The organism is Micromonospora sp. DH14, from assembly GCF_029809455.1.
Lineage (GTDB): Bacteria > Actinomycetota > Actinomycetes > Mycobacteriales > Micromonosporaceae > Micromonospora > Micromonospora parva.
Genome location: NZ_JARVKT010000003.1, coordinates 179,189 through 203,234, shown reverse-complemented (window position 1 = coordinate 203,234; position 24,046 = coordinate 179,189). Strand labels below are relative to the sequence as shown.

Genomic DNA, 24,046 nt, shown 5'->3' with positions numbered 1-24,046 from the left:
GAGGACCCACCCTCGTGAGCGCCCCCACCAGTCGACCCCTGGCCCCGGACACCGCCGCGCCGAACCTGCGGACGGTGCGGCTCGCCCGCAATGGTGTCGCTGCCACCTTCACCCTCAACGGGCTGGCCGTCGGCAGCTGGTTCTCCCGCGTTCCGGCGGTCCGTGAGGCGTTGGACCTCTCCGCCGGCCGACTCGGGCTGCTGCTGCTGGCGATGAGCGTCGGCGCGCTGCTCGCCATGCCCACCTCCGGCCTGCTTGCCCAGCGCTTCGGTGCGGCCCGCACCGTGACGATGGCCACCGTGTTGGTCGCGGTCGGCCTGAGCGTGGCGGGGCTGGGCGCCACGATGACCGGGTCGTTCGCCCTCGTCGCCCTGGGGTTGGTTGCCCTCGGTTACGGCTCCGGCGCCTGCGACGTGGCGATGAACATCGAGGGCGCGGCGGTGGAGCGGCGGCTCGGCCGGACGATCATGCCCCGTTTCCACGCGGGGTGGAGCCTCGGTTCGGTCGCCGGCGCGGCGCTCGGCGCAGGGGCGGCCCGCTTCGACGTGTCAGTCGGCGCGCACCTCGTCGCGGTGGCGGTGGTCGTGCTGACCGGCACCGCGCTCGCCGCCCGGACGTACCTGCCGGTGGGCAGCGACCACACCGGCGACCCGGCGGACGCCACCCCGGCGGCCCGCCGCCGGGCGCAGCTCGCCGCCTGGCGGGAGCCGCGCACCCTGCTGATCGGGCTGTTCGTGCTGGTGGCCGCGTTCACCGAGGGCGCTGCCAACGACTGGTTGGCGGTGGCGTTCATCGACGGACGGGACCTGAGCGAGGCCGCCGGCGCGGCCGTCTTCGCGGTCTTCGTGGTGGGCATGACCATCGGGCGTACCGCCGGCACCATCGCGCTGGACCGCTGGGGTCGGGTACCGGTGATCAGCGGCACCATCGGCCTCGCCGCGCTCGGCGCGGGCCTGGCCGTGCTGGCGGGTTCCGGGCCGGTGGCCGTCGTCGGCGTGGCCCTGTGGGGTCTCGGTGCGTCGCTGGGCTTCCCGGTCGGGATGAGCGCGGCGGCCGACGACGAGGCGCACGCGGCGGTGCGGGTGAGCGTGGTCGCGGTGATCGGCTACACCGCGTTCCTCGGCGGCCCGCCGTTGCTGGGGCTGGTCGGCGATCAGGTCGGCACCCTGCGCGCGCTGCTGGTGGTGCCACTGCTGCTGCTGCCGACACTGCTGCTGGTGCCGGTGCTGCGCCCGCCGCACGCCGTCTCGTCCGCCCCTAAAAACTAACCCACTCCGCCGTCGGGCGGTATCGGGTGCGTGGCCGACTGCGTCACGTACCCGGGCTGGTTAGGGTCGCCCGATGCCAACCGACGAGATCACCGCCGCAGCGGCGGGCACCTGGACACTGGGCGACCGCACCGTGCGCCGGATGGGCTTCGGCTCCATGCGGATCACCGCCGACCCCGACCCGGCCCGGGCCGTCGCAGTGCTGCGTCGGGCCGTGGAGTTGGGCGTCAACCACATCGACACGGCCGCGTTCTACGTCTCGCCCGGCGGAACCCTGCGGGTCGGCACCGGCCCGGCCCGCTACGCCACCGAGCTGATCCGCGCGGCGCTCGCCCCGTACCCCCAGGACCTGGTCATCACCACCAAGGTCGGCTTCGGGTACGACCCGGAGGCGGGCTTCACCGAGGCGTTCACCCCGGCGCAGTTGCGCGCTCAGGTGGAGGAGAACCTGCGTCGGCTCGGCCGCGACCACCTCGACGTGGTGAACCTGCGCCTCGGCCGAGGGCCCGGCGAGGTGCCGCTGACCGAGCGGTTCGGCGCGCTCGCCGAGCTGCGTGCCGCCGGGCTGATCCGGCACCTCGGGCTCTCCAACGTCGGGCCGGAGCAGCTGGACGAGGTGGCGGGCATCGCGCCGGTGGTCTGTGTGCAGAACAACTACGGCGTGGACGCCTACCGGGAGCAGGACCCGTTCGTCCGGCTCTGCGGTGAGCGGGGTATCGCCTACGTGCCGTTCTTCGCTCTCGCCGGCACCGGTCGGGAGGCGGGCGCGAGCGCCGCGCAGGGCGAGACCGTCGAGGCGGTCGCCCGCGCGCACGGCGTCACCGGGCACCAGGTGCGCCTGGCGTGGACCCTGCACCAGGGCCCTCACGTGCTGGCCATCCCCGGCACCGCAGACCCACACCACCTGGAACAGAACATCGCCGCCGGAGCCCTCCGCCTGACCGCCGACGACCTGACCCGTCTCCACACGCCGTAGGGCCTAGGTTCTGTCTTGTAGATCTTGGTGGTCGGGGACGGCGCGTAGCCAGTCAAGGGTTTCGACCAGGTCGGGGTCTGTCACTTCTAGGGCAGGTCGATATGGCGCCGCAACCTGCCAGCGATACGCGTCAACGCGCGCTGGTCAGCCGGGCTAAGGGCGTCAAGCACGAACTGCCGCACCGAGCGTACGTGGGTGGGTGCGGCCGCGACGACGACGCCGTAGCCCGTGTCCGTGAGAGCGGCGATCGTGTAGCGACCGTCCGCGGGGTCGGGGAAGCGCTGCACCCACCCGCGCTGTTCAAATCGCTTCACGACGTTGGACAGGCGGGATAGCGAGCCGTTGGTCAGGTAGGCCAGTTCACTCATCCGCAGGCGGCGCTCCGGTGCCTCCGACATGTGGCTGAGCGTCAGATAATCGAAGAGGGTCAGGCCGGCCGCGTGTTGCAGTGGCGCCTCCAGTCGGCCAGGCAGCAGCAGGACCAGCGAGACCAACCCACTCCAGGCGTCCTTCTCGTCCGGCGTCAGCCAGGGCGTCCGGTCAGGGACGTCCTTACCGGGATTCGGGGTCGCGGTGCTGGCCATGGTGCCACCATACCGGGATGCATGGACTTCACGGTTGAAATCACGTTGCGCTACGGTCAACTTCACCCATGAAGCACTACCTGGAAGCACTCCTCGATCGCCCACCGGCTTCGGCGATGCGGACGAAATCGACGGGACCGGTACGGCGGGGTCCGTCTGCCCGGTGGTCATGCGGCGCAGCGCTCGCGCCCGGCCGAAACGCGACCCGATCACGCTCGGCGGTGGCTGCTCCATGCCCACGGACAAAACCACACCGTCGCGACAGGTCAGAACGGATCTCCTGCTGGAGTACTAGCCGAGGATCGCGGCGACGCGAATCTCGATGCGCATTCCCGGTGCCCCGAGGGCCGCGACACCGACCTCGGTCCAAATTGGAGCGCGGTCGCCCATGCGCTTGCGAAACTGCTCCACCATGACCCGGTTGTGGTCATTCCAGTCAAAGTCAGAGGAATCGACGACGTGGAACGAGTCCACCGAGACGACATCACGCCACGTGGCGCCGGCTTCGGCGAGGGTTCGCGCGACGTTGTCGAAAGCTCGAACGATCTCGTCTTCGAGGGCTTCGGGGAAGGCAAAGTTGTCGTCCCAGCCTCCCTGACCCGAGATCTCCACACGGTTGTCGATCCGAACCGCCTGGCTGTAGTGCAGGTTTGCTAGCTGCGTGTCGCCGTACCCAGGGGTGGCGAAAAACTCTGGCTTGCTCATATCGATCTCCTCTTCGTGCGTCTGAATCTTGCGGGGTTCGATGGATCTCAAGCATCGATAGCACTGTCCTTGCAGTTAACTCTGATGCCGAGGTCCCCAATGTATTTATGGGCGATTTGTTCCCTCGCCTTGTAGAGTCACCACGACTGACAGTGAATGGCCGATTGGCCCGACGCGTCGCTTGGTGCTCCCACCTCCTGGCTTCAAGCGTGAAGTTACTGTACCACGATTTTTGTTCATGCATGAAGCGACCGGCTGATGCGGCCGGCCCGGCGCACTGTGTCGGGTGCCGTTGGGGGCGCTAGGGATGGTTCAGCTGCTGCGCTCAGTCACTGCGGCGAGCCGCGATGGAATAGGTCAGAGCCTTGCGCAGACCCGGCATTTCCTGGTCGATCCGACCAGCCAGCGCGCGAATGGCGCGCTTGTGCGTTCTCAGATCGCGCCACCGGAACATGGTGCCGACCAGCCCGTCGACCGCCAGGGTGGCGAGCACGGCCTCCTGGTGGCCCGATCCGGGTTCGGAGCCCGCCCGTACCGCGTCGCGGACTCGCTCTCGCAGCGCCTCGACCTGCGGGGGATCGGTGGCGACGATCCTCGTCCGCCGGATCGGGCCGATGATCTGACGGTGCTCGATCGCGATGTGCCCCGCCTCGGCGAGGTGGTCGCGAACGGTACCTTCGGCTTTGCTCCATCGGCTCTCCAGCACCTCGAACCAGCTTCGCGGACGGCTCGGTGAAACGTCGCCGAGCACCTCCGCGAGGAACGGATCGAGTGCCGCTGGTGTCCCGGCGTTGGTCCGCTCGGCCTTGCCGTCGCGGCTGTGCACCAGCCCGGCGAGGCAAAGCTCGGCGAGCGCGGCGGCGGAGAGCAGCGTTCCCCGTACCGATTCGCTGTCGTCGTCGAGGCGGCCCTTCTCGGCCTGAATGCTGAGGAGGAAAAGCTGGTGCGGCATCGGTAGGTGGTCGACGGTCGGCCTCGACCCGCTCTGGTGGGAGGTCGGCATCATGTGGATCTTCCTCATTGAAGGGGTACGGCGAAGGGCAACGCGCGTTCTGCGGGAGAGACGCGACGGCGCCGAGCTAGGTCACGATGCCACTGTCCGGGCTTGACGCACCGACGAACAGTGACGCTGCGTCATGTGTCGGACGTGAAGCGTGCGCCACTGCCGGACGGCCGCTCCGGTGCGCGCGGTTGGTCAGGGTTGGAGTGAGCGCAGCGCCAGGGAGAGAAAGCGTTAGGAGTCCGCAGCGACGTCGGGTCCGGCGGCTAGGACGACGCCGTGGTGGGCGGCGATCAGCAGTCGGAAGTCGGCGACGGTCAGGTCGGCCCGGACGGTGCCCATCGACTGCGCCTGCTCCAGCAGCCGGGCGATGACCCGTTCGGTCTCCTGGCGCTCGTGGTCGGTCCGTGCCCGGCGACCACCGCGTCGACGTACGCCCTGGTGAAGCCCCGGCCCGGCACCTGGTAGACGCAGAGAGTACGGGTCAGTTCCCGCAGCCCGAGCGCCGGATCCGGGTCGCGCAGGGCTGCGGCGTGCATGGCCGCGCAGTCGTCCCACCGGTCGGCGTAGTCGTCGGCGAGCAGGCGATCCCGGGTAAAAAGGCGCCGTTAGACGGTGGCGGTGGGCACACCGGCACGGCGGGCGATCCGCGCCATGGTGACGTCCTCGCCCTGCTCGGCGAAGGCGCGCCGGGCCGCGGCCAGGATTCGCTGTCGCTTCTCCTCGGCGTCCGAGCACACCGATGAGGCGTACGCGTGCCGCCTTGCCAGCAGGAGGAAGTGCGGCAACCGAACGCCGCGTTCGCGCTCGGCGTCGCAGACGACGCCGAGCGGCTCGGGGCCGGCGTGGACGCCGGGTCGGCCGAACGGAGCGTTGACCCGGCATCGACATACTGGTGAACAACGCGGCGATCGGCCACGCCGACGCTGACCACCGCCCGAAGGGCTAGGCCCGCACGACGTGGACGACGATCTCGTGGCCGTTGCCCACGGTGCCGGGGAAACCCTCCGACAACGCGTCCACCACTGTCAGCTGGAGCGCGAGGGTCTCGTGCGCGATGAGCAACTGATGCGTGGAGATCGCCGCCACCACCTCCGGGGGCGCGGCGATCGACACGGTGACCCGGTCGGATACCGCGAAGTCGGCGTCGCGGCGGGCCTGCTGGACGATGCGCACGACGTCGCGGGCGACGCCCTCGGCCGCCAGTTCGGGGGTGATCTCGGTGTCCAGCGCGATGGTCGCGCCGCGCTGGGTCTCCACCACCCAACCGGTGCGCGGCACCTCCGTGATCAGGATGTCGTCCGGGCCGACCTCGACCGGTGCGCCGTCGACCGACAGCGGGTACGTCCCGTTCGCCCGGACGCCGTCGACCAACTCCCGGGGGGCCACAGCGGCGATGGCCTTCGCGACGTGCTGGGTGCGGTTGCCGAACCGGCGGCCCAGGGTCCGGAAGTTCGCCTTGACCTGCACGTCGATGACGCCGCTCTGTGGATCGAGCGGTTCGAGGACCTTGACGTTCAACTCGTCGCCGATGTCGTCCAGCAACGCCTGCGGGAGAACCGTGCCGGCCGGCAGCCCCACCAGCGCCCGGCTCAACGGCTGCCGGATCCGCAGACCGCTCGCCTTACGCGCGGAGCGGCCCGCCTCCGCCAACGCCCGCGCCGTGGCCACCTGGGCCGACAACTCCGTGCTGATCAGTGTGGGGTCGGGGGTGGGCCAGGTCGCCAGGTGCACCGACTCCGGGGCTGACGCCGACCCCCGCCGGACGACCTGCTGCCACACCTCCTCCGTGACGAACGGAATGAACGGCGCGAGGAGCCGGGTGAGGATGTCGAGGCACTCGTACAGGGTGGTGAGCGCGTCGGGGTCGCCCTCCCAGAAGCGCTGCCGCGACCGCCGCACGTACCAGTTGGACAGGTCGTCGATGAAGTCGGCGAGCAGTCGGCCGGCGCGCGCCGTGTCGTAGTTCTGCAGTCGTTCGTCCACGGCGGCCGTGAGGGCGTGGACCTCGCCGACGATCCACCGGTCCAGCACCGGCCGCTGGGCGACCGGCTGCGCCAGGTGCGGCGCCCACGTCGTGTTCGCCGCGTAGAGGGAGAAGAACGCCGCGGTGTTCCAGTAGGTCATCAGCACCTTGCGGACGATCTCGTCGAGCGGGCCGGGCCCGACCCGGCGCGGCGACCACGGTGAGCCGGAGCAGGCCATGAACCAGCGCACCGCGTCCGCGCCGTGGGTGTCCATCAACGGGATCGGCAGCAGGATGTTGCCCAGGTGTTTGCTCATCTTGCGGCCGTCCTCGGCCAGGATGTGCCCGAGGCAGACGACGTTCTCGTACGGGGACCGGTCGAAGACCAGCGTGCCCACCGCCATCAGCGTGTAGAACCAGCCCCGCGTCTGGTCGATCGCCTCGCAGATGTACTGGGCCGGGTAGCTGCGCTCGAAGAGTTCCTTGCTGCCGGGCACGTGCGGGTAGCCCAACGACGCGAACGGCATCGCGCCGGAGTCGTACCAGGCGTCGATCACCTCGGGGACCCGGGTGGCGGTCCGGCCGCAGTCCGGGCAGGCGAGGGTGATCTCGTCGACGTACGGGCGGTGCGGGTCCAGCTCGGACAGGTCGGCGCCGGCCAGCTCGCCGAGCTCCGCGCGGGAACCGACAGCGGTCACGTGGTTGTCGGGGCAGCGCCACAGCGGCAGCGGGGTGCCCCAGTACCGGGAACGGGACACCGCCCAGTCGATGTTGTTCTTCAGCCAGTCGCCGTACCGGCCGTGTTTGATGTGCTCCGGGAACCAGTTGGTCTTCTCGTTCTCCCGGGTCAGCTCGTCGCGTACCTCGGTGGTCCGGATGTACCAGGACGGCTGCGCGTAGTACATCAGCGGGGTGTGGCACCGCCAGCAGTGCGGGTAGGGGTGCTCGAACGGCTCGTGCCGCAACAGTCGACCCGAGGTCCGGAGCCGGTCGATGAGCAACGCGTCGGCGTCCTTGAAGAACACGCCACCGACCAGCTCGATGTCGTCGTTGAACCGCCCGTTCGGCGCGACCGGGTTGACCAGCGGCAACCCGTACGCGCGGCAGACGGCGAGGTCGTCGGCGCCGAAGGCCGGCGCCTGGTGCACCAGGCCGGTGCCGTCCTCGGTCGTGACGTACTCCGCGAGGACCACCCGGTGCGCGTCTGGGATGTCCACCAGGTCGAACGGCCGCTCGTACCGCAACCCCTCCAGGGCCGACCCCGCGACGGTCGCCAGGATCTCCGCCTCGTCGCCGAGGACCCGCTGGGCCAGCGGTTCGGCGACGACGAAGGTGCCCTGCCCGGTGCGGGCGACCGCGTACGTCACGCCGGGATGGACGGCGACGGCGGTGTTGGACACCAGGGTCCACGGGGTGGTGGTCCAGATCAGCAGGTCGACGCCGCTGTGCCCGGCCACCTCCCCGCGCACCGGGAACCGGACGTACACGGAGGGGTCGACGACTGTCTCGTACCCCTGCGCCACCTCGTGGTCGGAGAGCGTCGTGCCGTCGCGGGTGCAGTACGGGGCGACCCGGAAATCCTCCACCAGGCGCCCACCGTCGTGGATCTGCTTCAGTGACCACCAGACGCTGTCCACGTACTCCGGTGACATCGTCTGGTACGGGTGCTCCAGGTCGATCCAGTAACCCATCCGCTCACTGAGCTGGACGAACTCGTCGACGTGCCGAAGCACCGAGGTGCGGCAGCGGGCGTTGAACTCCGCGATGCCCATCTTCTCGATGTCGGGCTTGCCGCCGAGCCCCAGTTCCTTCTCGACCGCCAGCTCGACCGGCAGGCCGTGACAGTCCCAGCCGGCGCGGCGCGGCACCGAGAAGCCGCGCATCGTCCGGTACCGGGGAAAGAGGTCCTTGAAGACCCGCGCCTCGATGTGGTGGGTGCCCGGCGTGCCGTTGGCGGTCGGTGGTCCCTCGTAGAACACCCACGGGGTGCCGTCGGCCGTCTGCTCCAGACTCCGGCTGAACACCGAGTTGGCCTGCCACCACTCGATGACCGCACGGTCCAGCACCGCGAAGTCGATCTTGGTGGGTAGTGGCACGAATGGCGACTTCGACGGACCGTCCGGCACCGACGCTCTCCCTACACTCCACATCCGCTCACGCGGGCATCAGCTCACTGCCCACGCGGGGACGAAGCGCCGGGCGTATGGCCAGGACTCCGCGGTACCACCCCGCTTGCGCCTCGATGGTGCGGGCGCCGCTCAATTCTGCGACGTGACGTGCCGCTGCGTCCGGTTCTACTGAGGCGGTCAGGCTGCCCGTTCTTCCGGAGGCTCCCCGGTGATGGCCGGATCGGTGCCGATGCCGCCCAGCATAGCTGTCCGTGCGCGGGGCTCGGGGCCGGAGTGCTAGCCGTGCCACCAGACGCGCAGCGGACCGGTGGTGGTGAAGCCCGCGCGAAGCGCCGGTGACAGGTCCTGGGTGGTTTCGTAGCCGACCAGCGGCGCGTCGGGCACCGTGGCGCACACCGCGCGCCAGACGTCGTGGGCGGTGCCGGTGCGGGTGAACAGGTTGGAGACGCCGTACGGGCCGTCGCCGCTGAGCACCGCCCCGCCGGTGAGCACCCCCCGATCGTCGTGGCGAGCGAGCACCAGCACCCGGGGGTCGGCCAGCAGCGCGGGGCGGAAGAGGGCCCCACCGCCGTGTGCCGCCGCCCAGGACGCCAGCTCGTCGGGGGTGCTGACCCGGTCGAGGGGGGCGTCGACCGGTGGCGGGGCCGGTTGCCGCTGGATCCACTGCGCGTCGAAGAGCACCCGGAACCCGTACCCGGACAGGTCGAGATCGGCGAAGCTGTCCTTCACCGACGCGCCGGGCCCCGCGTCCAACCGCGCCAGCAGAGCCTCGACGTCGACGCCCGGTCGCAGGGTGACCGCGTCCGGGTACCACTGCGGCGACCGGCGCGGAACCGACCAGGCGTCGGCGTCGGTACGGCCGGGCAGCCCGTGGCTGCCGCAGACGATGTCGCACCACTCGGCGTTGTTGCGGGCCGCCGCCACCCGCTCGTCGTCCCGCACGCCAGGCAGCCTAGGCGGCCCGCGTGCCGCTCACCGCGCGTAGGTCAGGTCCATCGTGTCGGTGTGCCCGGACCAGCTCAGGTCGAGACGCCAGCACCCGGCCCGGGGCAGGTCGATGATCGACGGACCGGGGCCGCCGGGGACCTCCCGGATCACCTGCGTGTCGGTGCCGTCCAACCTCGCGGTGATCACCAGGGTTGCCGGTGCGACCGGGTCGGGCGAGGTCGTGGCGGCGCGGGCCACCCAGAGGATCTTGTTGTTCGACCCGTCGTCGCGGACCTGCCGCAGCGGATGGGCGAACAGCACCGCCACGATGTCGCCCTTCGCGCCGAAGACGTGCGGAACCCGCGCGTCCCCGCTGAATCCGGCGTCCGCCCAGTCCGGCAGCGGCCCGGTCTCGACCCGCGAGCCGCAGCCCGTCGCGGCGCTCGCCGTGGTGGCGGTCGTGGCAGCCGGTGCGGCCGACCCGCCGCTGGTCGTGGCCGTGCACCCCGCCACCAGGACCACCGATGACACCAGCGTCAACGTACCCCGTGAACCCATCCGTGCTCCTCCGGTACACCGGCCGCCACCTCGGGCTGGAACAGACCGGGCGACGGCGAATCGTCGTGTCTTCAGGACACCGCCCGGGCCGGCCCGGTTCCCTCAGCGCAGCGAGCGGGCGATCTCGATGGCCTCGGACCTGGTGAGGTGGCCCTCCAGCCGGTAGCTCACCTCGTTGTCCTGCCAGATCAGGGTGGCGGCGGCGAGTCGGGCGGTCTCCCGGCGGATCCCGCCCGCCCGGTCCACGTAGGACAGCACGTGCGGGCCGTCGACCCACACGGCGAAGTCGCCGTTGACCTGGACCCAGTTCGCGCCCGGCGGGGTGACCTCCTTGTGGAAGGCCAGGTCGAGGTGACCGTCGAACGCGTCGACGCGCAGCGCGCCCCCCTCGTAGAGCAGCGTCGCCACCCGGTACCTGCCGGTCGCGTCCGGGTCGGCGACCAGCACCCGCTCGGGTGGTCCCAGCTTCGCCGGCAGGCGGATCGGAAACCGTACCGCCCGCTGAGCCTCGTCCAGGGCGACGACCCGCTGCCCGGGTATCGGCGACGCGGTCGCACCGGGTGGCGTCGGGGCGGGCGAGGTGGCGATGCTGACACCGGCGAAGCGCAACAGCCCGGTGACGACGTCGGCGATGGCGGCCCGGGTCGGCGGCAGCACCGCCACCAGCACTGTGACGAGCGCCACCGCGGCGAGCGAACGCCACCGGCGCCGCCGGGGCGCGGGCGTGCTGAGTCGGACGCGGACGCGGGCGCCCACGTCGGGCGGGTCGGGTGTGTCCAGCCAGGTGGACAGGTCCCGCAGTTCCCGTTCGAGGTCACCCATGTCGGACCTCCTCCCGGTCGAGCAGGGTGCGAAGCTTCGCCAGCGCCCTGGAGGTGCGCGACTTCACAGTGCCCCGGGGCCAGCCCAGCGTCGCCACCGTCTCCTCCTCGCTGAGATCGAGGAAGAACCGGCAGACGATCACCTCGCGGTCGCGTACCGGCAGTTGCCGTAGGGCCCGCACCAGCGACGCCCGGCGCTCCCCGGCGAGGACCGCGCCGACCGCGTCATCCTCGGCGACCTCGGACGTGGGGTCCGCTGCCGCCGCCCGCAGCACGAGCCCGTCGCGCCGGCCCCGGGAGCGGTGCAGGTTGCGGGTCTCGTTGGCGACGATCGCCAGCAGCCACGACCGGAAGGCCGCCTCGCCCCGGTAACGGGACAGCTTCCGGTACGCCTTCACGAACGCCTCCTGGATGACGTCCTCGGAGTCCGAGCCGGCGCCGAGCAGCACCGCCGTCCGGTACGCGGACGCGGTGTGCCGGGCGACCAGGAGGTCGTACGCCTCCAGGTCACCGCCGCGAGCGCGGGTGACGAGCGCCTCGTCGTCCAGGGCAGCCTCCGTTCGCATCACCCACATGACACCGCCCACCCGCCGCGGGTTCCACCCGGACTTCCGCCCCGGGTCAGCTCTCTCCCACCGGGCGTGCAGGGTTTTGCCAGGAATCGGTGCTGCACTGGAGGGGCGTCGAGGAGAGGGGCGGGGCATGAGCTGGTTCAATCGCCGGTCACGGGGTGCCGAGACGACCCCGACGAAGCTGGACCGGGAGGCGACCCGCGACGACCTCGCGGCGCTGGAGGAGTTCGTCGCCAGCCGGCGCGGGGTGGAGTTCTACCTGGAGCCGGAGACGACCGCCACGGACACCACGGTCGTGGCGATCGCCCACGACGGCGAGTGGATCCGTCGCCGTACCGGAACGCCCCGCGCGGCCGGGGCCATCGCCCGCAAGCACGCGGTGCCGTTGTACGAGGCGGCGCGCACCGGCTACCCGGAGCGGATGCGGACCTGGAGTCGAGCCCACCCGGAACGTCACGCCCGCTGAGGTCAGGCGGCCTCGACGGCTGACCGGGCCTGCTCGGCCGTCATCGGTTCGGCGTGGCTGGAGACGTACCACAGGTAGTCGTCCTGGAGCAGTCGGCGGACCAGGCCCAGGTCGGGGCCGTCGTCGGGTCGGCGCAGGTGTGCCGGCGGCGGGTAGAAGCAGTCGCCCAGCAGCATGACGCCCGAGTCCGGCACCAGCACGACGGTCGAGTCCGGCGCGTGCCCACCGCCGACGTGGCGTAGCCCGACTCCGGCCGGCAGTTCGTCGACGTCGGCGAAGGTCCGGGTCGGCGGCAGGACGACGAAGTCCGTCCAGGAGTCGATCGCGCGTGCGCGGGCCCGGAAGCTCGGGCCGAGGCGAGGATCGGCGCGTATCTGTTCGTCCAGGTAGCGGTGACTCCACGGCCGGGCGGCTTCGGCGCGCAGCAACGGCACGGCCGCATCGTGCGCGACGATCTCCACCGCGGGCCAGGCGCAGGCGCCCCAGACGTGGTCCCAGTGGTGATGGGTGTAGACCAGCCAGCGCGGCTGCGGCAGGCCGGCGGCGGTCAACGCGGCCCGGATCTCGCGGGCGTGCGCGGGGCTCTGCCCGGCGTCGATCATCACACTGCCGCGTTCGTCGGCGACGAAGGCGACGCCAGCCTGGACCGCCTCCGGGTCGGGATCGCCCGGGCAGAGCCAGACCCGGCCGGCCAGGTGGTGGAACTGCGGGGCGACCATGGTGATCGACCTCCGAGATTGATCACGGACACTGGTGTGGCGTTCGCCGATCCTAGGCCAGGGCGCCGTCTGCCAACGCCCGCCGGACGATCGGCGCAGGCCAGGGTAGGTGCGTCATCCCTTTGCTCTGCTTACCTATGGGCACCGGGCACGGAGAGTGACTGGTGCACATAGGTAAGCAGAGCAAAGGGAGAGTGGCATTGATGCGGGGCATTGCGACGTGCGGGTGGGAGGTCGCACCAATCGGTGAAACTCGATGAACAGCACCCGCCTGGCGGCGCTGGAGCCGGCGTTGACCGGCGGCGCGGGGGTGTGGCAGCATTCGCAGCCTGACGGCAGTGAAGGAAGTCGGTGCGAATCCGACGCGGTCCCGCCACTGTCACCGGGGAGCGATCCCCCCTCGTGAGTCACGGCCGTGTGTCTGCGGTTGGAAGGCCGGGGGAGAGCGTCGATCCGGAAGCCAGGATACTTCGGCCGTCGGGACGTACCCCAGGGCGTGGACACCCGAGGAGGACCCGATGACGCATGGCGTCTCTGTGACCGACGATCACCGTCGCGAACCGAGCGGCGGACGCCCCGCCGCGCCCCGACCCGGCCGCACCGACGCGCCGGCATCCGCACGCTCCCGCGCCGTTCACCGCTGAGTTCCCCACCGCGCCACCCGTCGCCGTCGGCCCCGCGCCGGTGAGCCGCCCGGGTCGCGGTGCCTGCTGAACCCCGCGCCCATCCCACGTCGCCAGTTCGCCTCGGCGAGCGCGTCGACGTCACTTTCCGGAGCCTGCCGTGCGCATCCTGCTGCTCTCCACCGCCGACACCGACCTGCTGGCCGCCCGCGCCAGCGGCGCCGACTACCGGTTGGCCAACCCCGCGCGGGTCACCCTCGAGGAGGTGCCCGCCCTGCTCGACGGGGTCGCCCTCGTCGTCGTACGCCTGCTCGGCGGCCGGCAGGCGTGGCCCGACGGCCTCGCCACGGTGCTCGCCACCGGCGTGCCCACGGTGGTGCTCGGCGGCGAGGCGACACCCGACGCGGAGCTGATGGCCAGTTCCACAGTGCCGTCCGGTGTCGCGACCCAGGCGCTGGCGTACCTGGTCGAGGGCGGCCCGGACAACCTGGGACAGTTGGCGCGGTTCCTCTCCGACACGGTGCTGCTCACCGGCGAGGGGTTCGCCCCGCCCGCGCGTACCCCGGCGTACGGGGTGCACGGCGCGCACCTGGCCGACCCGTACCGGCCCACAGTGGGAATCGTCTTCTACCGGGCACACGCCCTCGCCGGCAACACCGGCTTCATCGACGTGCTGGTCGAGGCGGTCCGGGCGGCCGGCGGCAACCCGCTGCCGATCTTCTGCGGCTCCCTGCGCGGGCTGACCGCCGACGCCGGCCCGCTCGGGCTCTTCGCCCGCTGTGACGCGCTGCTGGTCACCGTGCTCGCGGCCGGCGGTGCGGTCGCCGCCGACGCCTCCGGCGGCGGCGACGAGGATGCCTGGGACGTCGGCGCACTGGCCGCCCTGGACGTGCCGGTCATCCAGGCGCTCTGCCTCACCAGCACCCGGGCGCAGTGGGCCGACAGCGACGCCGGGCTGTCCCCGTTGGACGCCGCCATGCAGGTGGCCATCCCCGAGTTCGACGGCCGGATCGTCACCGTGCCGTTCTCGTTCAAGCAGATCGACGCCGACGGGCTCTCGGTCTACGCCGCCGACCCCGAGCGGGCCGCCCGGGTCGCCGGGATCGCGGTGCGCCACGCCCGGCTGCGGTACGTGCCGGCCGCCGACAAGCGTGTCGCGGTGGTGCTCAGCTCGTACCCGACGAAGCACTCCCGGGTCGGCAACGCGGTCGGCCTGGACACCCCGGCGTCGGCGGTGCGGCTGTTCGCCGCGCTCGCGGACGCCGGCTACCACCTGGGCGACGGCCCGGTGCCCACCGACGGCGACGCGCTCATCCACGCGCTGATCGCCGCCGGTGGCCACGACGTGGAGTGGCTCACCCCCGAGCAGCTGGCCGGCGCCGAGGCGCGGGTACCGGGGCAGACCTACCGGCGCTGGTTCGACCAGGTCCCGGCCGAGCTGCGCGAGCGGATCACTGAACACTGGGGTGAGCCGCCCGGCGAGCTGTACACCGACGGCGGCGACGTCGTGCTCGCCGGGCTGCGCTTCGGCAACGTGGTGCTGCTGATCCAGCCGCCGCGCGGCTTCGGGGAGAACCCGATCGCCATCTACCACGACCCGGACCTGCCACCGAGTCACCACTACCTGGCCGCGTACCGCTGGTTGACCGCGCCGGTCGCGGACGGCGGCTTCGGCGCGGACGCCGTGGTGCACCTCGGCAAGCACGGCACCCTGGAGTGGCTGCCCGGCAAGGGCCTCGGCCTGGCCGCCGACTGCGCGCCCGACGCGGTCCTCGGCGACCTGCCGCTGGTGTACCCGTTCATCGTCAACGACCCCGGCGAGGGCACCCAGGCCAAACGGCGGGCGCACGCCGTGGTCGTCGACCACCTGGTCCCGCCGATGGCCCGCGCCGAAACCTACGGCGACCTGGCCAAACTGGAGCAACTGCTCGACGAGTACGCCACCGTGCAGGCCCTCGACCCGGCCAAGGTGCCCACCGTACGGGCCCAGATCTGGGACCTGGTGCGCGCCGCCGAGCTGCACCACGACCTGCACGCCGAGGCGATGCCCGACCCGGACGACTTCGACGACTTCGTGCTGCACCTCGACGGGTACCTCTGCGAGGTCAAGGACGTGCAGATCCGCGACGGACTGCACATCCTCGCCGACGCGCCCACCGGCGAGGCACGGGTCAACCTGGTCCTCGCGGTGCTGCGCGCCCCGCAGATCTGGGGCGGCGCCCGCGCACTGCCCGGCCTGCGGCAGGCCCTCGCCGTCGCGTTCGGGCTCGACGAGCAGGAACTGCTCGCGACGCCGGGACAGCGACTGGCGCTGCCCACGGCGCTGACCGATGTGGTGGACGGGCCGGCCGGCACCGCCGCCGACGCGGTCGACCTCATCGAAGCCCTCGCGCGGCGGCTGGTCGTCGGCATGGAGACCCGGGGCTGGGCAGCGGACACCGCCGACGCCGTGGTGGCGGAGGTGACCGGGCAACCGATCCCGGACGCCGCCGCGGTACTGCGCTTCGCCGCCACCGAACTGGTGCCCCGCCTCGACCGGACCACCGACGAGCTGACCCACACCCTCGGCGCGCTCGACGGGAGGTTCGTGCCGCCCGGCCCGTCCGGCTCACCCACCCGGGGCCTGGTCAACGTGCTGCCCACCGGCCGTAACTTCTACTCCGTCGACCCGAAGGCCATCCCCAGCCGCAACGCCTGGGACGTCGGGGTGGCCCTCGCCGACTCGCTGCTGGCCCGGCACCTCGCCGACACCGGCGGGTACCCCCGGTCGGTGGGGTTGACGGTGTGGGGCACCAGCGCCATGCGGACCCAGGGTGACGACATCGCCGAGGTGCTCGCGTTGCTGGGCTGCCGGCCGGTCTGGGACGACAGGTCCCGGCGGGTCACCGGCATCGAGGTGGTGCCGACCGCCGAGCTGGGCCGGCCGCGCGTCGACGTCACGGTGCGCATCTCCGGTTTCTTCCGCGACGCGTTCCCGCACGTCGTGGCGCTGCTCGACGACGCCGTCCGGCGGGTCGCCGCCCTGGAGGAGCCGGACGAGGAGAACTACCTGCGCGCGCACGTCGCCGCCGACCTCGCCGAGCACGGCGACGAGCGGCGGGCCACCGCCCGGATCTTCGGCTCCAAGCCGGGCGCGTACGGCGCGGGGCTGCTGCCCCTGATCGACGCCCGGACCTGGCGCAGCGACGCCGACCTGGCCGAGGTGTACGCGGTGTGGGGCGGCTACGCGTACGGCCGGGGCCTGGACGGGCGGGAGGCGCGCGCCGACATGGAACGCTCGTTCGCCCGGATCGCGGTGGCGGTGAAGAACCAGGACACCCGCGAGCACGACATCGTCGACTCCGACGACTACTTCCAGTACCACGGCGGGATGGTGGCGATGGTCCGCCACCTCACCGGCACGTCACCGGCGGCGTACGTGGGTGACTCGGCGATGCCGCACGACGTGCGCACCCGCACGTTGGGCGAGGAGACCCGGCGGGTGTTCCGGGCCCGGGTGGTCAACCCGAAGTGGATCGCCGCGATGCGCCGGCACGGCTACAAGGGCGCGTTCGAGCTGGCGGCCACAGTGGACTACCTGTTCGGCTACGACGCCACCGCCGGTGTCGTCGACGACTGGATGTACGAGCACCTCGCCGCCGCGTATCTCTTCGACGACACCACCCGGGAGTTCCTGGAGCGGTCCAACCCGTGGGCGCTGCGTGGCATCACCGAGCGGCTGTTGGAGGCCGCCGACCGGGGGCTGTGGGCTGCACCGGAGCCGAGCACCCTCGACCGGCTGCGCGACACGTACCTGGCCAGCGAGGGCGACCTGGAGGAGCGGGTGTGAGCGCGAGGAGTGAGCCGTTCTTGCGAGCCCCGCAGTCGCGAACGAAAGAAGGCGCAGTGACGACGTATCCGTTCAGTGCGGTGCTCGGCATGGCCGACATGCGACTGGCGTTGCTGCTCAACGCGGTTTCCCCGGCGATCGGCGGGGTCCTCGTGCGCGGCGAGAAGGGCACCGCCAAGTCCACCGCCGTCAGGGCCCTCGCCGCGCTGCTGCCCCCGGTGCGCCAGGTGGCCGGTTGCCGGTTCGGCTGTGACCCGGCCGGGCCCGACCCGGCCTGCCCGGACGGCCCGCACCCGGCCGACGCCCCCGCCGAGACCCGCCCGGCCCGCCTGGTCGAGCTGCCGGTGGGCGCCGCCGAGGACCGGGTGGTCGGCGCGCTGGACCTGGAGAAGGCGATCGGTGAGGGGGTCCGCGCGTTCGAGCCGGGTCTGCTCGCCGCCGCGCACCGGGGGGTGCTCTACGTCGACGAGGTGAACCTGCTGCACGACCACCTGGTCGACCTGCTGCTCGACGCGGCGGCGATGGGCCGCAGCCACGTGGAGCGGGAGGGCGTCTCGGTCAGTCACGCGGCCCGGTTCCTGCTCGTCGGCACGATGAACCCGGAGGAGGGCGAGCTGCGCCCGCAGTTGCTCGACCGGTTCGGGCTCACCGTGGAGGTGAACGCCAGCCGGGACCCGGAGATCCGGGTCGAGGTGGTCCGCCGCCGGTTGGCCGCCGACGCCGACCCGGTCGGCTTCGCCGCCGGCTGGGCCGGCGCGGACGCCCAGGTCGCCGCCCAGGTGGCCGCCGCCCGCCGCCGGCTGCCCGGGGTACGACTGCCGGACGCCGCGTTGCGGCAGATCGCCGAGGTGTGCGCGGCGTTCGACGTGGACGGGATGCGCGCCGACATCGTGACCGCCCGTACCGCCCTCGCCCACGCCGCCTGGCACGGCCGGGACCGGGTCACCATGGACGACGTCCGGGTGGCCGCCCGGCTGGCCCTGCCGCACCGCCGCCGCCGCGATCCGTTCGACACCCCCGGCCTGGACGAGAAGCGCCTCGACGAGGCGTTGCAACGCGCCCAGGACGCCCACCCCGACGACCCGGACGACGACGGACCGCACGACGGTGGTCCGTCCGGGCCGCGCCCCGACGACCCGGACGACGGCGGCCCGCGAGGCGGCGGCCCGGCCGATGGTGGCCCACCGGGTGGTGGCCCGGCGAACGATGGCGGCCCGAACAGTGGCCCGCCGGGCGGCGATGGTCTCGACCGGGGCGCGTCCGAGTCGGCCGGGCAACCCGCATCGGGTGAGGATGGCCCGACTCGGCGCGGCGAAGGGGGATCGCAGCCGGTGGCCGTACCTCAAGGTGGGTTGACGGCGCGGCTGCTCACCGCGCCCGGCGTCGGTGACGGGGTGCCGGGCCGGCGGTCGCGCGCCCGGACCGGGCGTGGGCGGACGACCGGCGCGCGCCTGCCTGCGGGCCGGGTCGGCACGCTGCACCTGCCGGCCACCGTGCGCGCCGCCGCACCGCACCAGGTGGCCCGGGGACGGCTGGCGGGCCCGCTGCGCCTGCGCCCGGACGACGTGCGCGAGGTGGTCCGGGAGGGCCGCGAGGGCAACCTGGTGCTGTTCGTGGTGGACGCCAGTGGGTCGATGGGCGCCCGGCAGCGGATGACCGCCGTGAAGGACGCGGTGCTGGCGCTGCTCACCGACGCGTACCAGCGGCGGGACAAGGTCGCGGTGATCGCCTTTCGGGGCACCGGAGCACGGACGCTGCTGCCGGCCACCTCCTCGGTGCTGGCGGCCTCGACCCGGTTGGCCGAGTTGCCGACCGGCGGGCGGACGCCACTGGCCGAGGGCCTGCTCGCCGCCGCCGATCTGCTGCGGGTGGAGCGCCTACGCGATCCGAAGCGCCGCCCCCTGGTCCTGGTCGTCACCGACGGCCGGGCCACCGCCGGGCCACGTCCGCTGGATCGGGCGGCGTCGGCGGCGAGTGTCCTGGCGGCAACCGGAGCCGCGTGTGCGGTCGTGGACTGCGAGGCCGGCGCGATACGCCTGAACCTGGCAGATCGCCTGGCCGCCCAGCTGGGTGCTCCTCGCCACCACCTCAACGACGTCGCCTCGACCCATGGAGATCTTGGAAGGAAAACGCCCTCCCAGGGGCATCTTCTTTCCAAGATCTTGACCGGCAGCGCCACCGCAGACAGGGGGAACCACTGATGCCGCAGGGACGACCGAGCGTGGTGCCCGCTGACGGGTTGACGACCCGGCAGCGGCGGCACCGGCCGCTGTTGATGGTCCACACCGGGCAGATGAAGGGGAAGTCGACGGCGGCCTTCGGGCTGGCGTTGCGGGCCTGGACGGCCGGCCTGCCGGTCGGGGTGTTCCAGTTCGTCAAGAGCGCCAAGTGGCGGGTGGGGGAGGAGAGCGCCTTCCGGGCCCTCGGCGACGTGCACGAGCGCACCGGCCAGGGCGCGCCGGTGGCCTGGCACAAGATGGGCGAGGGCTGGTCCTGGATCCAGCGCGGCGGCGACGCCGACCACGCCGCCGACGCCCTGGAGGGCTGGCGGCAGATCCAGCGTGACCTGGCCGCCGAACGCTACGGGCTGTACGTGCTGGACGAGTTCACCTACCCGATGAAATGGGGCTGGGTGGACGTCGACGAGGTGGTCGCCACGCTGGCCGACCGGCCCGGCTTCCAACACGTCGTGATCACCGGTCGGGACGCCGACCCGCGCCTGCTGGCCGCCGCCGACCTGGTCGCCGAGCTGACCAAGGTCAAGCACCCGATGGACGCCGGCCAGAAGGGCCAGAAGGGCATCGAATGGTGAGCGGGCACTGGGCGCTGCCCCGGGTGGTGGTCGCCGCCCCGGCCAGTGGCCACGGCAAGACGACGGTGGCCACCGGGCTGCTCGCCGCGCTGCGCCGGCGGGGACTCGCCGTCAGCCCGCACAAGGTCGGCCCCGACTACATCGACCCCGGCTACCACGCCCTCGCCGCCGGGCGAGCCGGCCGCAACCTCGACCCGTTCCTGGTCGGGCCCGACCTGATCGCCCCCCTGCTGCGGCACGGCGCGAGCGTCCCCACGCCCGCCGACGTCGCCGTGGTCGAGGGCGTCATGGGTCTGCACGACGGCGCGGTGGGCCGGCGTGACTTCGCCTCCACCGCGCACGTCGCCCGGCTGATCGCGGCACCGGTGCTGCTGGTGCTGGACACCACCGCGCAGGGCCGTTCGGCCGCCGCGCTCACCCTCGGCATGGCCGCGTTCGACCCGGCGGTACGGATCGGCGGGGTGATCCTCAACCGGGTCGGCTCACCCCGGCACGAGACACTGCTGCGCGACGCCCTGGCCGAGGTGGGCGTACCGGTGCTCGGGGCGGTCACCCGCGCCGCCGAGGTGGCCGCGCCGGCCCGGCACCTCGGCCTGGTGCCGGTCGCCGAGCGGGCACCCGAGTCGCTCGCCATCGTCACCGCCCTGGCCGAACTGGTCGAGGCCACAGTGGACGTCGACGCCGTGCTCGACCTGGCCCGCACCGCCGCACCGTTGACCACTCCGGCGTGGGACCCGGTCGCCGCCGTCGGCGGCCCGGCCGGCGTCGAGCGACCACGGGTCGCGCTCGCCGGTGGTCCGGCCTTCACCTTCTCGTACGCGGAGACCGCCGAACTGCTCGCCGCGGCGGGCGCGGACGTCGTCACCGTCGATCCGTTGCGCGACCCGGCGCTGCCCACCGGCACCCGCGCGGTGGTGATCGGCGGCGGCTTCCCCGAGGCGTACGCCCAGACGCTTGCCGACAACACCGCGCTACGCGCCGAGCTGGCCGACTTCGACGGGCCGATCGTGGCCGAGTGCGCCGGGCTGCTCTACCTCGGGCGGTCCCTGGACGGTGTACCGATGTGCGGCCGGCTGGACCTGACCGCCCGGATGACCGACCGGCTCACCCTCGGCTACCGGGAGGCAGTGGCGAGCACCGACTCCCCGGTGGCCCGCGCCGGTGAGCAGGTACGCGGCCACGAGTTCCACCGCACCACCACCGACCCGGGGCACGGCGACGCACCGGCGTGGCGGTGGAACGACGCCGAGCACGGTTTCGTCGCCGGCCGGGTGCACGCGTCCTACCTGCACACCCACTGGGCCGGTCACCCGGACGCGGCCCGCCGACTGGTCGAGGCGGCCCGATGACCGCCACGCTCACCGGGGTCGGTGTCGGCCCCGGCGACCCGGAGCTGCTCACCGTCAAGGCGGTGCGGCTGCTGGGTGAGGCCGACCTGGTCTTCGTACCCGTGATGGCGGACCGGGCCGAACCCGGCGCGACCGCCGCTCCCACGCCGCCGGGCGCGCAGGCCGGGCGGGCCGAGGCGACAGTGCGGCAGCACGTCGCCACGGACCGGCTGCGTCGGCTGCCGTTCGCGCTGGACGACCGGGGAGGGGTGACCGCCCGGCGCACGGCGGCCTGGGACGACGCCGCCCGGGTGGTGGTCGAGGCGATCGACGCGGGCGCGCGGTCCCTCGCCTTCGCCACCATCGGCGACCCCAACGTCTACTCCACCTTCGGCTACCTGGCCCAGAGCGTCCGCGCGCTGCGCCCGGCGGTGCGGGTGGCGACAGTGCCCGGCGTCACCGCCATGCAGGAGCTGGCGGCCCGCAGCGGCACCCCGCTCTGCGAGGGACGCGAACCGCTCACCCTGCTGCCGGCCACCGCGGGCCTGGCGCTCTTCGCCGACGCCCTCGCCGGGCCGGGCACCGTGGTCGCCTACAAGGGCTGGCGGCGGCACCCGGAGCTGCTCGCCGAACTGCGCCGGCAGGGCCGCCTCGCCGACGCGGTCCTCGGCCGCAGCCTGGGGTTGCCCGGTGAACGCGTCGGGCCGGTCGACGACACCGGGGACGACCTGCCGTACCTGTCGACGCTGCTGGTTCCGGCCCGCCGTGAGCACCGAGGAGGAAAGCTGTGACCAGCGAGGCGAAGGTGTGGTTCGTCGGCGCCGGCCCCGGGGCGGCGGACCTGCTGACCCTGCGGGCCGCCCGGGTGATCGCCGAGGCGGACATCGTGATCTGGGCGGCCAGCCTGGTGCACGCCGACGTGCTGGCGCACGCCCGCCCCGGCGCGGAGATCGTCGACTCGTCGCAGCTGCCCATCGAGGGTGTGCTGCCGCTCTACCGGCGCGCCGCCGAACAGGGGCTGACGGTGGCCCGGATCCACTCCGGAGACCCGGCGCTGTGGGGCGCCGTGCAGGAGCAGCTGGACCTGTGCCGGGCGCTCGGCCTGGCCGTCGAGATCGTGCCCGGGGTGTCCTCGTTCACCGCCGTCGCGGCGATCGTCGGACGGGAACTGACGGTGCCCGAGGTGGCCCAGTCGGTGATCCTCACCCGCCTCGAAGGCGGCAAGACCCCGATGCCGCCCGGCGAGCGGGTCCGCGACTTCGCCCGGCACGGCACCACCATGGCCCTGTTCCTCTCCGCCGCCCGCTCCGGGCAGGTGCAGGCCGAACTGCTGGCCGGCGGCTACCCGCCGGACACCCCGGCCGTCGTGGCGTACCAGGCGACCTGGCCCGACGAGCTGGTGGTCCGCTGCACCGTCGGCACCCTGGAGGCGACCGTCAAGCAGCACAAGCTGTGGAAGCACACCCTGTTCCTGGTCGGGCCGGCGCTCGCCGCCGAGGGCACCCGCTCGCACCTCTACCACCCCGGGCACTTCCACACCTTCCGCCGGGCCGAGCCGGCCGCCCGCGCCGAGCTGCGCCGCGCCCGCGCCGGAGAAACAGAAACCCCGTGACGTACGCCGAGCCGCCGCTGCGCGAGCCGGACCTGCCGCGTACCGCGAAGGTCCGGCCCACCGCGCTGCGCACCGGCTGGACCACCGGGGCGTGCGCGACGGCGGCGGCCAAGGCGGCGGTCACCGCGCTGGTCACCGGCGCGACCCAACAGGAGGTGGAGATCGGGCTGCCGGCCGGGCGCCGGGTGCGCTTCCCTGTCGAACGCTGCGAGGTGAGCGGCACCCCACCGGTGCGCGCCGAGGCGGTGGTGGTCAAGGACGCCGGGGACGACCCGGACGTCACCCACGGCGCCGAGCTGACCGCCACAGTGAACTGGACCGACGTCCCCGGGCTGCGGCTGGCCGGCGGTGCCGGCGTCGGCACTGTCACCAAACCCGGCCTCGGGCTGGCGGTCGGCGGCCCGGCGATCAACGACACGCCCCGCCGGATGATCGGCGAGGCGGTCGCCGAGGTGGTCGACCTCGGCGAGGTCGGGGTGCGGGTGGTGATCAGCGTGCCGCGGGGCGAGATCATGGCCCGCAAGACCACCAACCGCCGCCTCGGCATCCTCGGCGGGATCTCGATTCTCGGCAGCACCGGGATCGTCCGGCCCTTCTCCACCGCGTCGTGGCGGGCCAGCGTCGTGCAGGCCGTGCACGTGATGGCCGCCCAGGGCGAGCGCACAGTGGTGCTCTGCACCGGTGGGCGTACCGAGCGGGCCGCCCGTGCGCTGCTGCCGGACCTGCCCGAGGTGTGCTTCGTCGAGGTCGGCGACTTCACCGGCGCCGCGGTCACCGCCGCTGTCGAGGACGCGATGACCGGGGTGGTGTTCGTCGGTATGGCCGGCAAGCTCGCCAAACTCGCGGCGGGCATCCTGATGACCCACTACACCCGCTCCAAGGTGGATCTCTCCCTGCTCGGCGCGGTGACCGCGGAGGCCGGTGGCGACCCGTCGCTCGTCGCCGCCGTGACCGAGGCGAACACCGGGCGGCACGCGTACGAGCTGTGGGAGGCCGCCGGGCTGCTCGCCCCGGCCGGTGACCTGCTGTGCCAGCGGGTCCAGGCGGTGCTGCGGCGCTTCGCCGGGCCGACGGTCACAGTGGACGTGGCGATGGTCGACTTCGCCGGTGCGCACGTCGTCGCCTCGTCCGGCCGGTGGTCCGGATGAGGC

At 72.8% G+C, this 24,046-nt stretch carries 21 protein-coding genes and 1 riboswitch; of the genes, 10 read left to right on the top strand and 11 right to left on the bottom strand.

Annotation, left to right across the window (positions count from 1 at the left end; all coding sequences use genetic code 11):
- Positions 1-14 precede the first annotated feature (14 nt).
- Together QCZ28_RS06830 and QCZ28_RS06825 are read left to right on the top strand one after the other, a co-directional pair.
- Positions 15-1,268, top strand: coding sequence for an MFS transporter (locus QCZ28_RS06830; protein WP_279515738.1), 1,254 nt, complete (start codon positions 15-17; stop codon positions 1,266-1,268).
- Positions 1,269-1,341: 73 nt separating this feature from the next.
- Complete coding sequence (locus QCZ28_RS06825) at positions 1,342-2,244, top strand: aldo/keto reductase (RefSeq protein ID WP_279515737.1); 903 nt, start codon at positions 1,342-1,344, stop codon at positions 2,242-2,244.
- 86 nt (positions 2,245-2,330) lie between these two features.
- Here QCZ28_RS06825 and QCZ28_RS06820 read toward each other — a convergent pair whose 3' ends face one another.
- From QCZ28_RS06820 to QCZ28_RS06780, 10 genes are all read right to left on the bottom strand, one after another.
- Positions 2,331-2,828 carry a MarR family transcriptional regulator gene (locus tag QCZ28_RS06820; protein ID WP_279515736.1) on the bottom strand — a complete coding sequence of 166 codons (498 nt, stop codon included), beginning with the start codon at positions 2,826-2,828 and terminating at the stop codon, positions 2,331-2,333.
- 291 nt (positions 2,829-3,119) lie between these two features.
- The gene (locus QCZ28_RS06815) at positions 3,120-3,533 is read right to left on the bottom strand and encodes a Rid family hydrolase (RefSeq protein ID WP_279515735.1); all 414 of its coding nucleotides are present in this window, start codon (positions 3,531-3,533) and stop codon (positions 3,120-3,122) included.
- Between the two features lie 325 nt (positions 3,534-3,858).
- On the bottom strand, positions 3,859-4,485 hold the full coding sequence (locus QCZ28_RS06810) for a GPP34 family phosphoprotein (RefSeq protein WP_279515734.1): 627 nt from the start codon (positions 4,483-4,485) through the stop codon (positions 3,859-3,861).
- 282 nt (positions 4,486-4,767) lie between these two features.
- Positions 4,768-5,091: a hypothetical protein gene (locus tag QCZ28_RS34495; RefSeq protein ID WP_347815091.1), complete on the bottom strand. Its 324-nt coding sequence runs from the start codon at positions 5,089-5,091 to the stop codon at positions 4,768-4,770.
- 50 nt (positions 5,092-5,141) lie between these two features.
- Complete coding sequence (locus QCZ28_RS06805; protein ID WP_279515733.1) at positions 5,142-5,321, bottom strand: TetR family transcriptional regulator; 180 nt, start codon at positions 5,319-5,321, stop codon at positions 5,142-5,144.
- 157 nt (positions 5,322-5,478) lie between these two features.
- Positions 5,479-8,625 carry an isoleucine--tRNA ligase gene (gene ileS / locus QCZ28_RS06800; protein ID WP_279515732.1) on the bottom strand — a complete coding sequence of 1,049 codons (3,147 nt, stop codon included), beginning with the start codon at positions 8,623-8,625 and terminating at the stop codon, positions 5,479-5,481.
- A gap of 279 nt (positions 8,626-8,904) precedes the next feature.
- A complete protein-coding gene (locus QCZ28_RS06795) occupies positions 8,905-9,570 on the bottom strand; it encodes a hypothetical protein (protein WP_279515731.1) in 666 nt (221 codons plus the stop codon).
- A 30-nt stretch (positions 9,571-9,600) separates the two neighbouring features.
- On the bottom strand, positions 9,601-10,113 hold the full coding sequence (locus QCZ28_RS06790; RefSeq protein WP_279515730.1) for a hypothetical protein: 513 nt from the start codon (positions 10,111-10,113) through the stop codon (positions 9,601-9,603).
- 102 nt (positions 10,114-10,215) lie between these two features.
- Positions 10,216-10,935 (bottom strand): hypothetical protein, encoded by a 720-nt coding sequence (locus QCZ28_RS06785; protein ID WP_279515729.1) that lies wholly within the window; start codon positions 10,933-10,935, stop codon positions 10,216-10,218.
- Entirely contained in the window at positions 10,928-11,500 is a 573-nt protein-coding gene (locus QCZ28_RS06780) for an RNA polymerase sigma factor (RefSeq protein WP_279515728.1), read from the bottom strand. The genes QCZ28_RS06785 and QCZ28_RS06780 overlap by 8 nt, the downstream gene beginning before the upstream one ends.
- Positions 11,501-11,636: 136 nt before the next feature.
- Between QCZ28_RS06780 and QCZ28_RS06775 the strand changes: the two genes are divergently transcribed.
- Positions 11,637-11,972 carry a hypothetical protein gene (locus QCZ28_RS06775; protein ID WP_279515727.1) on the top strand — a complete coding sequence of 112 codons (336 nt, stop codon included), beginning with the start codon at positions 11,637-11,639 and terminating at the stop codon, positions 11,970-11,972.
- 2 nt (positions 11,973-11,974) lie between these two features.
- Here QCZ28_RS06775 and QCZ28_RS06770 read toward each other — a convergent pair whose 3' ends face one another.
- Entirely contained in the window at positions 11,975-12,691 is a 717-nt protein-coding gene (locus QCZ28_RS06770) for an MBL fold metallo-hydrolase (RefSeq protein ID WP_279515726.1), read from the bottom strand.
- A gap of 341 nt (positions 12,692-13,032) precedes the next feature.
- Positions 13,033-13,162: riboswitch (cobalamin riboswitch) on the top strand.
- Positions 13,163-13,474: 312 nt separating this feature from the next.
- Between QCZ28_RS06770 and cobN the strand changes: the two genes are divergently transcribed.
- The 7 genes from cobN to QCZ28_RS06735 are packed head-to-tail and all read left to right on the top strand — an operon-like array spanning position 13,475 to position 24,043.
- Positions 13,475-17,143 (top strand): cobaltochelatase subunit CobN, encoded by a 3,669-nt coding sequence (gene cobN / locus QCZ28_RS06765; RefSeq protein WP_279515725.1) that lies wholly within the window; start codon positions 13,475-13,477, stop codon positions 17,141-17,143.
- A gap of 56 nt (positions 17,144-17,199) precedes the next feature.
- Positions 17,200-19,344 (top strand): putative cobaltochelatase, encoded by a 2,145-nt coding sequence (locus tag QCZ28_RS06760; RefSeq protein ID WP_347815090.1) that lies wholly within the window; start codon positions 17,200-17,202, stop codon positions 19,342-19,344.
- Positions 19,344-19,955: a cob(I)yrinic acid a,c-diamide adenosyltransferase gene (gene cobO / locus QCZ28_RS06755; protein WP_279515724.1), complete on the top strand. Its 612-nt coding sequence runs from the start codon at positions 19,344-19,346 to the stop codon at positions 19,953-19,955. Before QCZ28_RS06760 ends, cobO begins: the two co-directional genes overlap by 1 nt.
- Entirely contained in the window at positions 19,949-21,304 is a 1,356-nt protein-coding gene (locus QCZ28_RS06750; protein WP_279515723.1) for a cobyrinate a,c-diamide synthase, read from the top strand. The genes cobO and QCZ28_RS06750 overlap by 7 nt, the downstream gene beginning before the upstream one ends.
- The gene (gene cobI / locus QCZ28_RS06745; protein ID WP_279515722.1) at positions 21,301-22,074 is read left to right on the top strand and encodes a precorrin-2 C(20)-methyltransferase; all 774 of its coding nucleotides are present in this window, start codon (positions 21,301-21,303) and stop codon (positions 22,072-22,074) included. Before QCZ28_RS06750 ends, cobI begins: the two co-directional genes overlap by 4 nt.
- Positions 22,071-22,895 (top strand): precorrin-4 C(11)-methyltransferase, encoded by an 825-nt coding sequence (gene cobM, locus QCZ28_RS06740; protein ID WP_279515721.1) that lies wholly within the window; start codon positions 22,071-22,073, stop codon positions 22,893-22,895. Before cobI ends, cobM begins: the two co-directional genes overlap by 4 nt.
- The gene (locus QCZ28_RS06735) at positions 22,892-24,043 is read left to right on the top strand and encodes a cobalt-precorrin-5B (C(1))-methyltransferase (RefSeq protein ID WP_279515720.1); all 1,152 of its coding nucleotides are present in this window, start codon (positions 22,892-22,894) and stop codon (positions 24,041-24,043) included. Before cobM ends, QCZ28_RS06735 begins: the two co-directional genes overlap by 4 nt.
- The last annotated feature ends 3 nt before the right edge of the window (positions 24,044-24,046 follow it).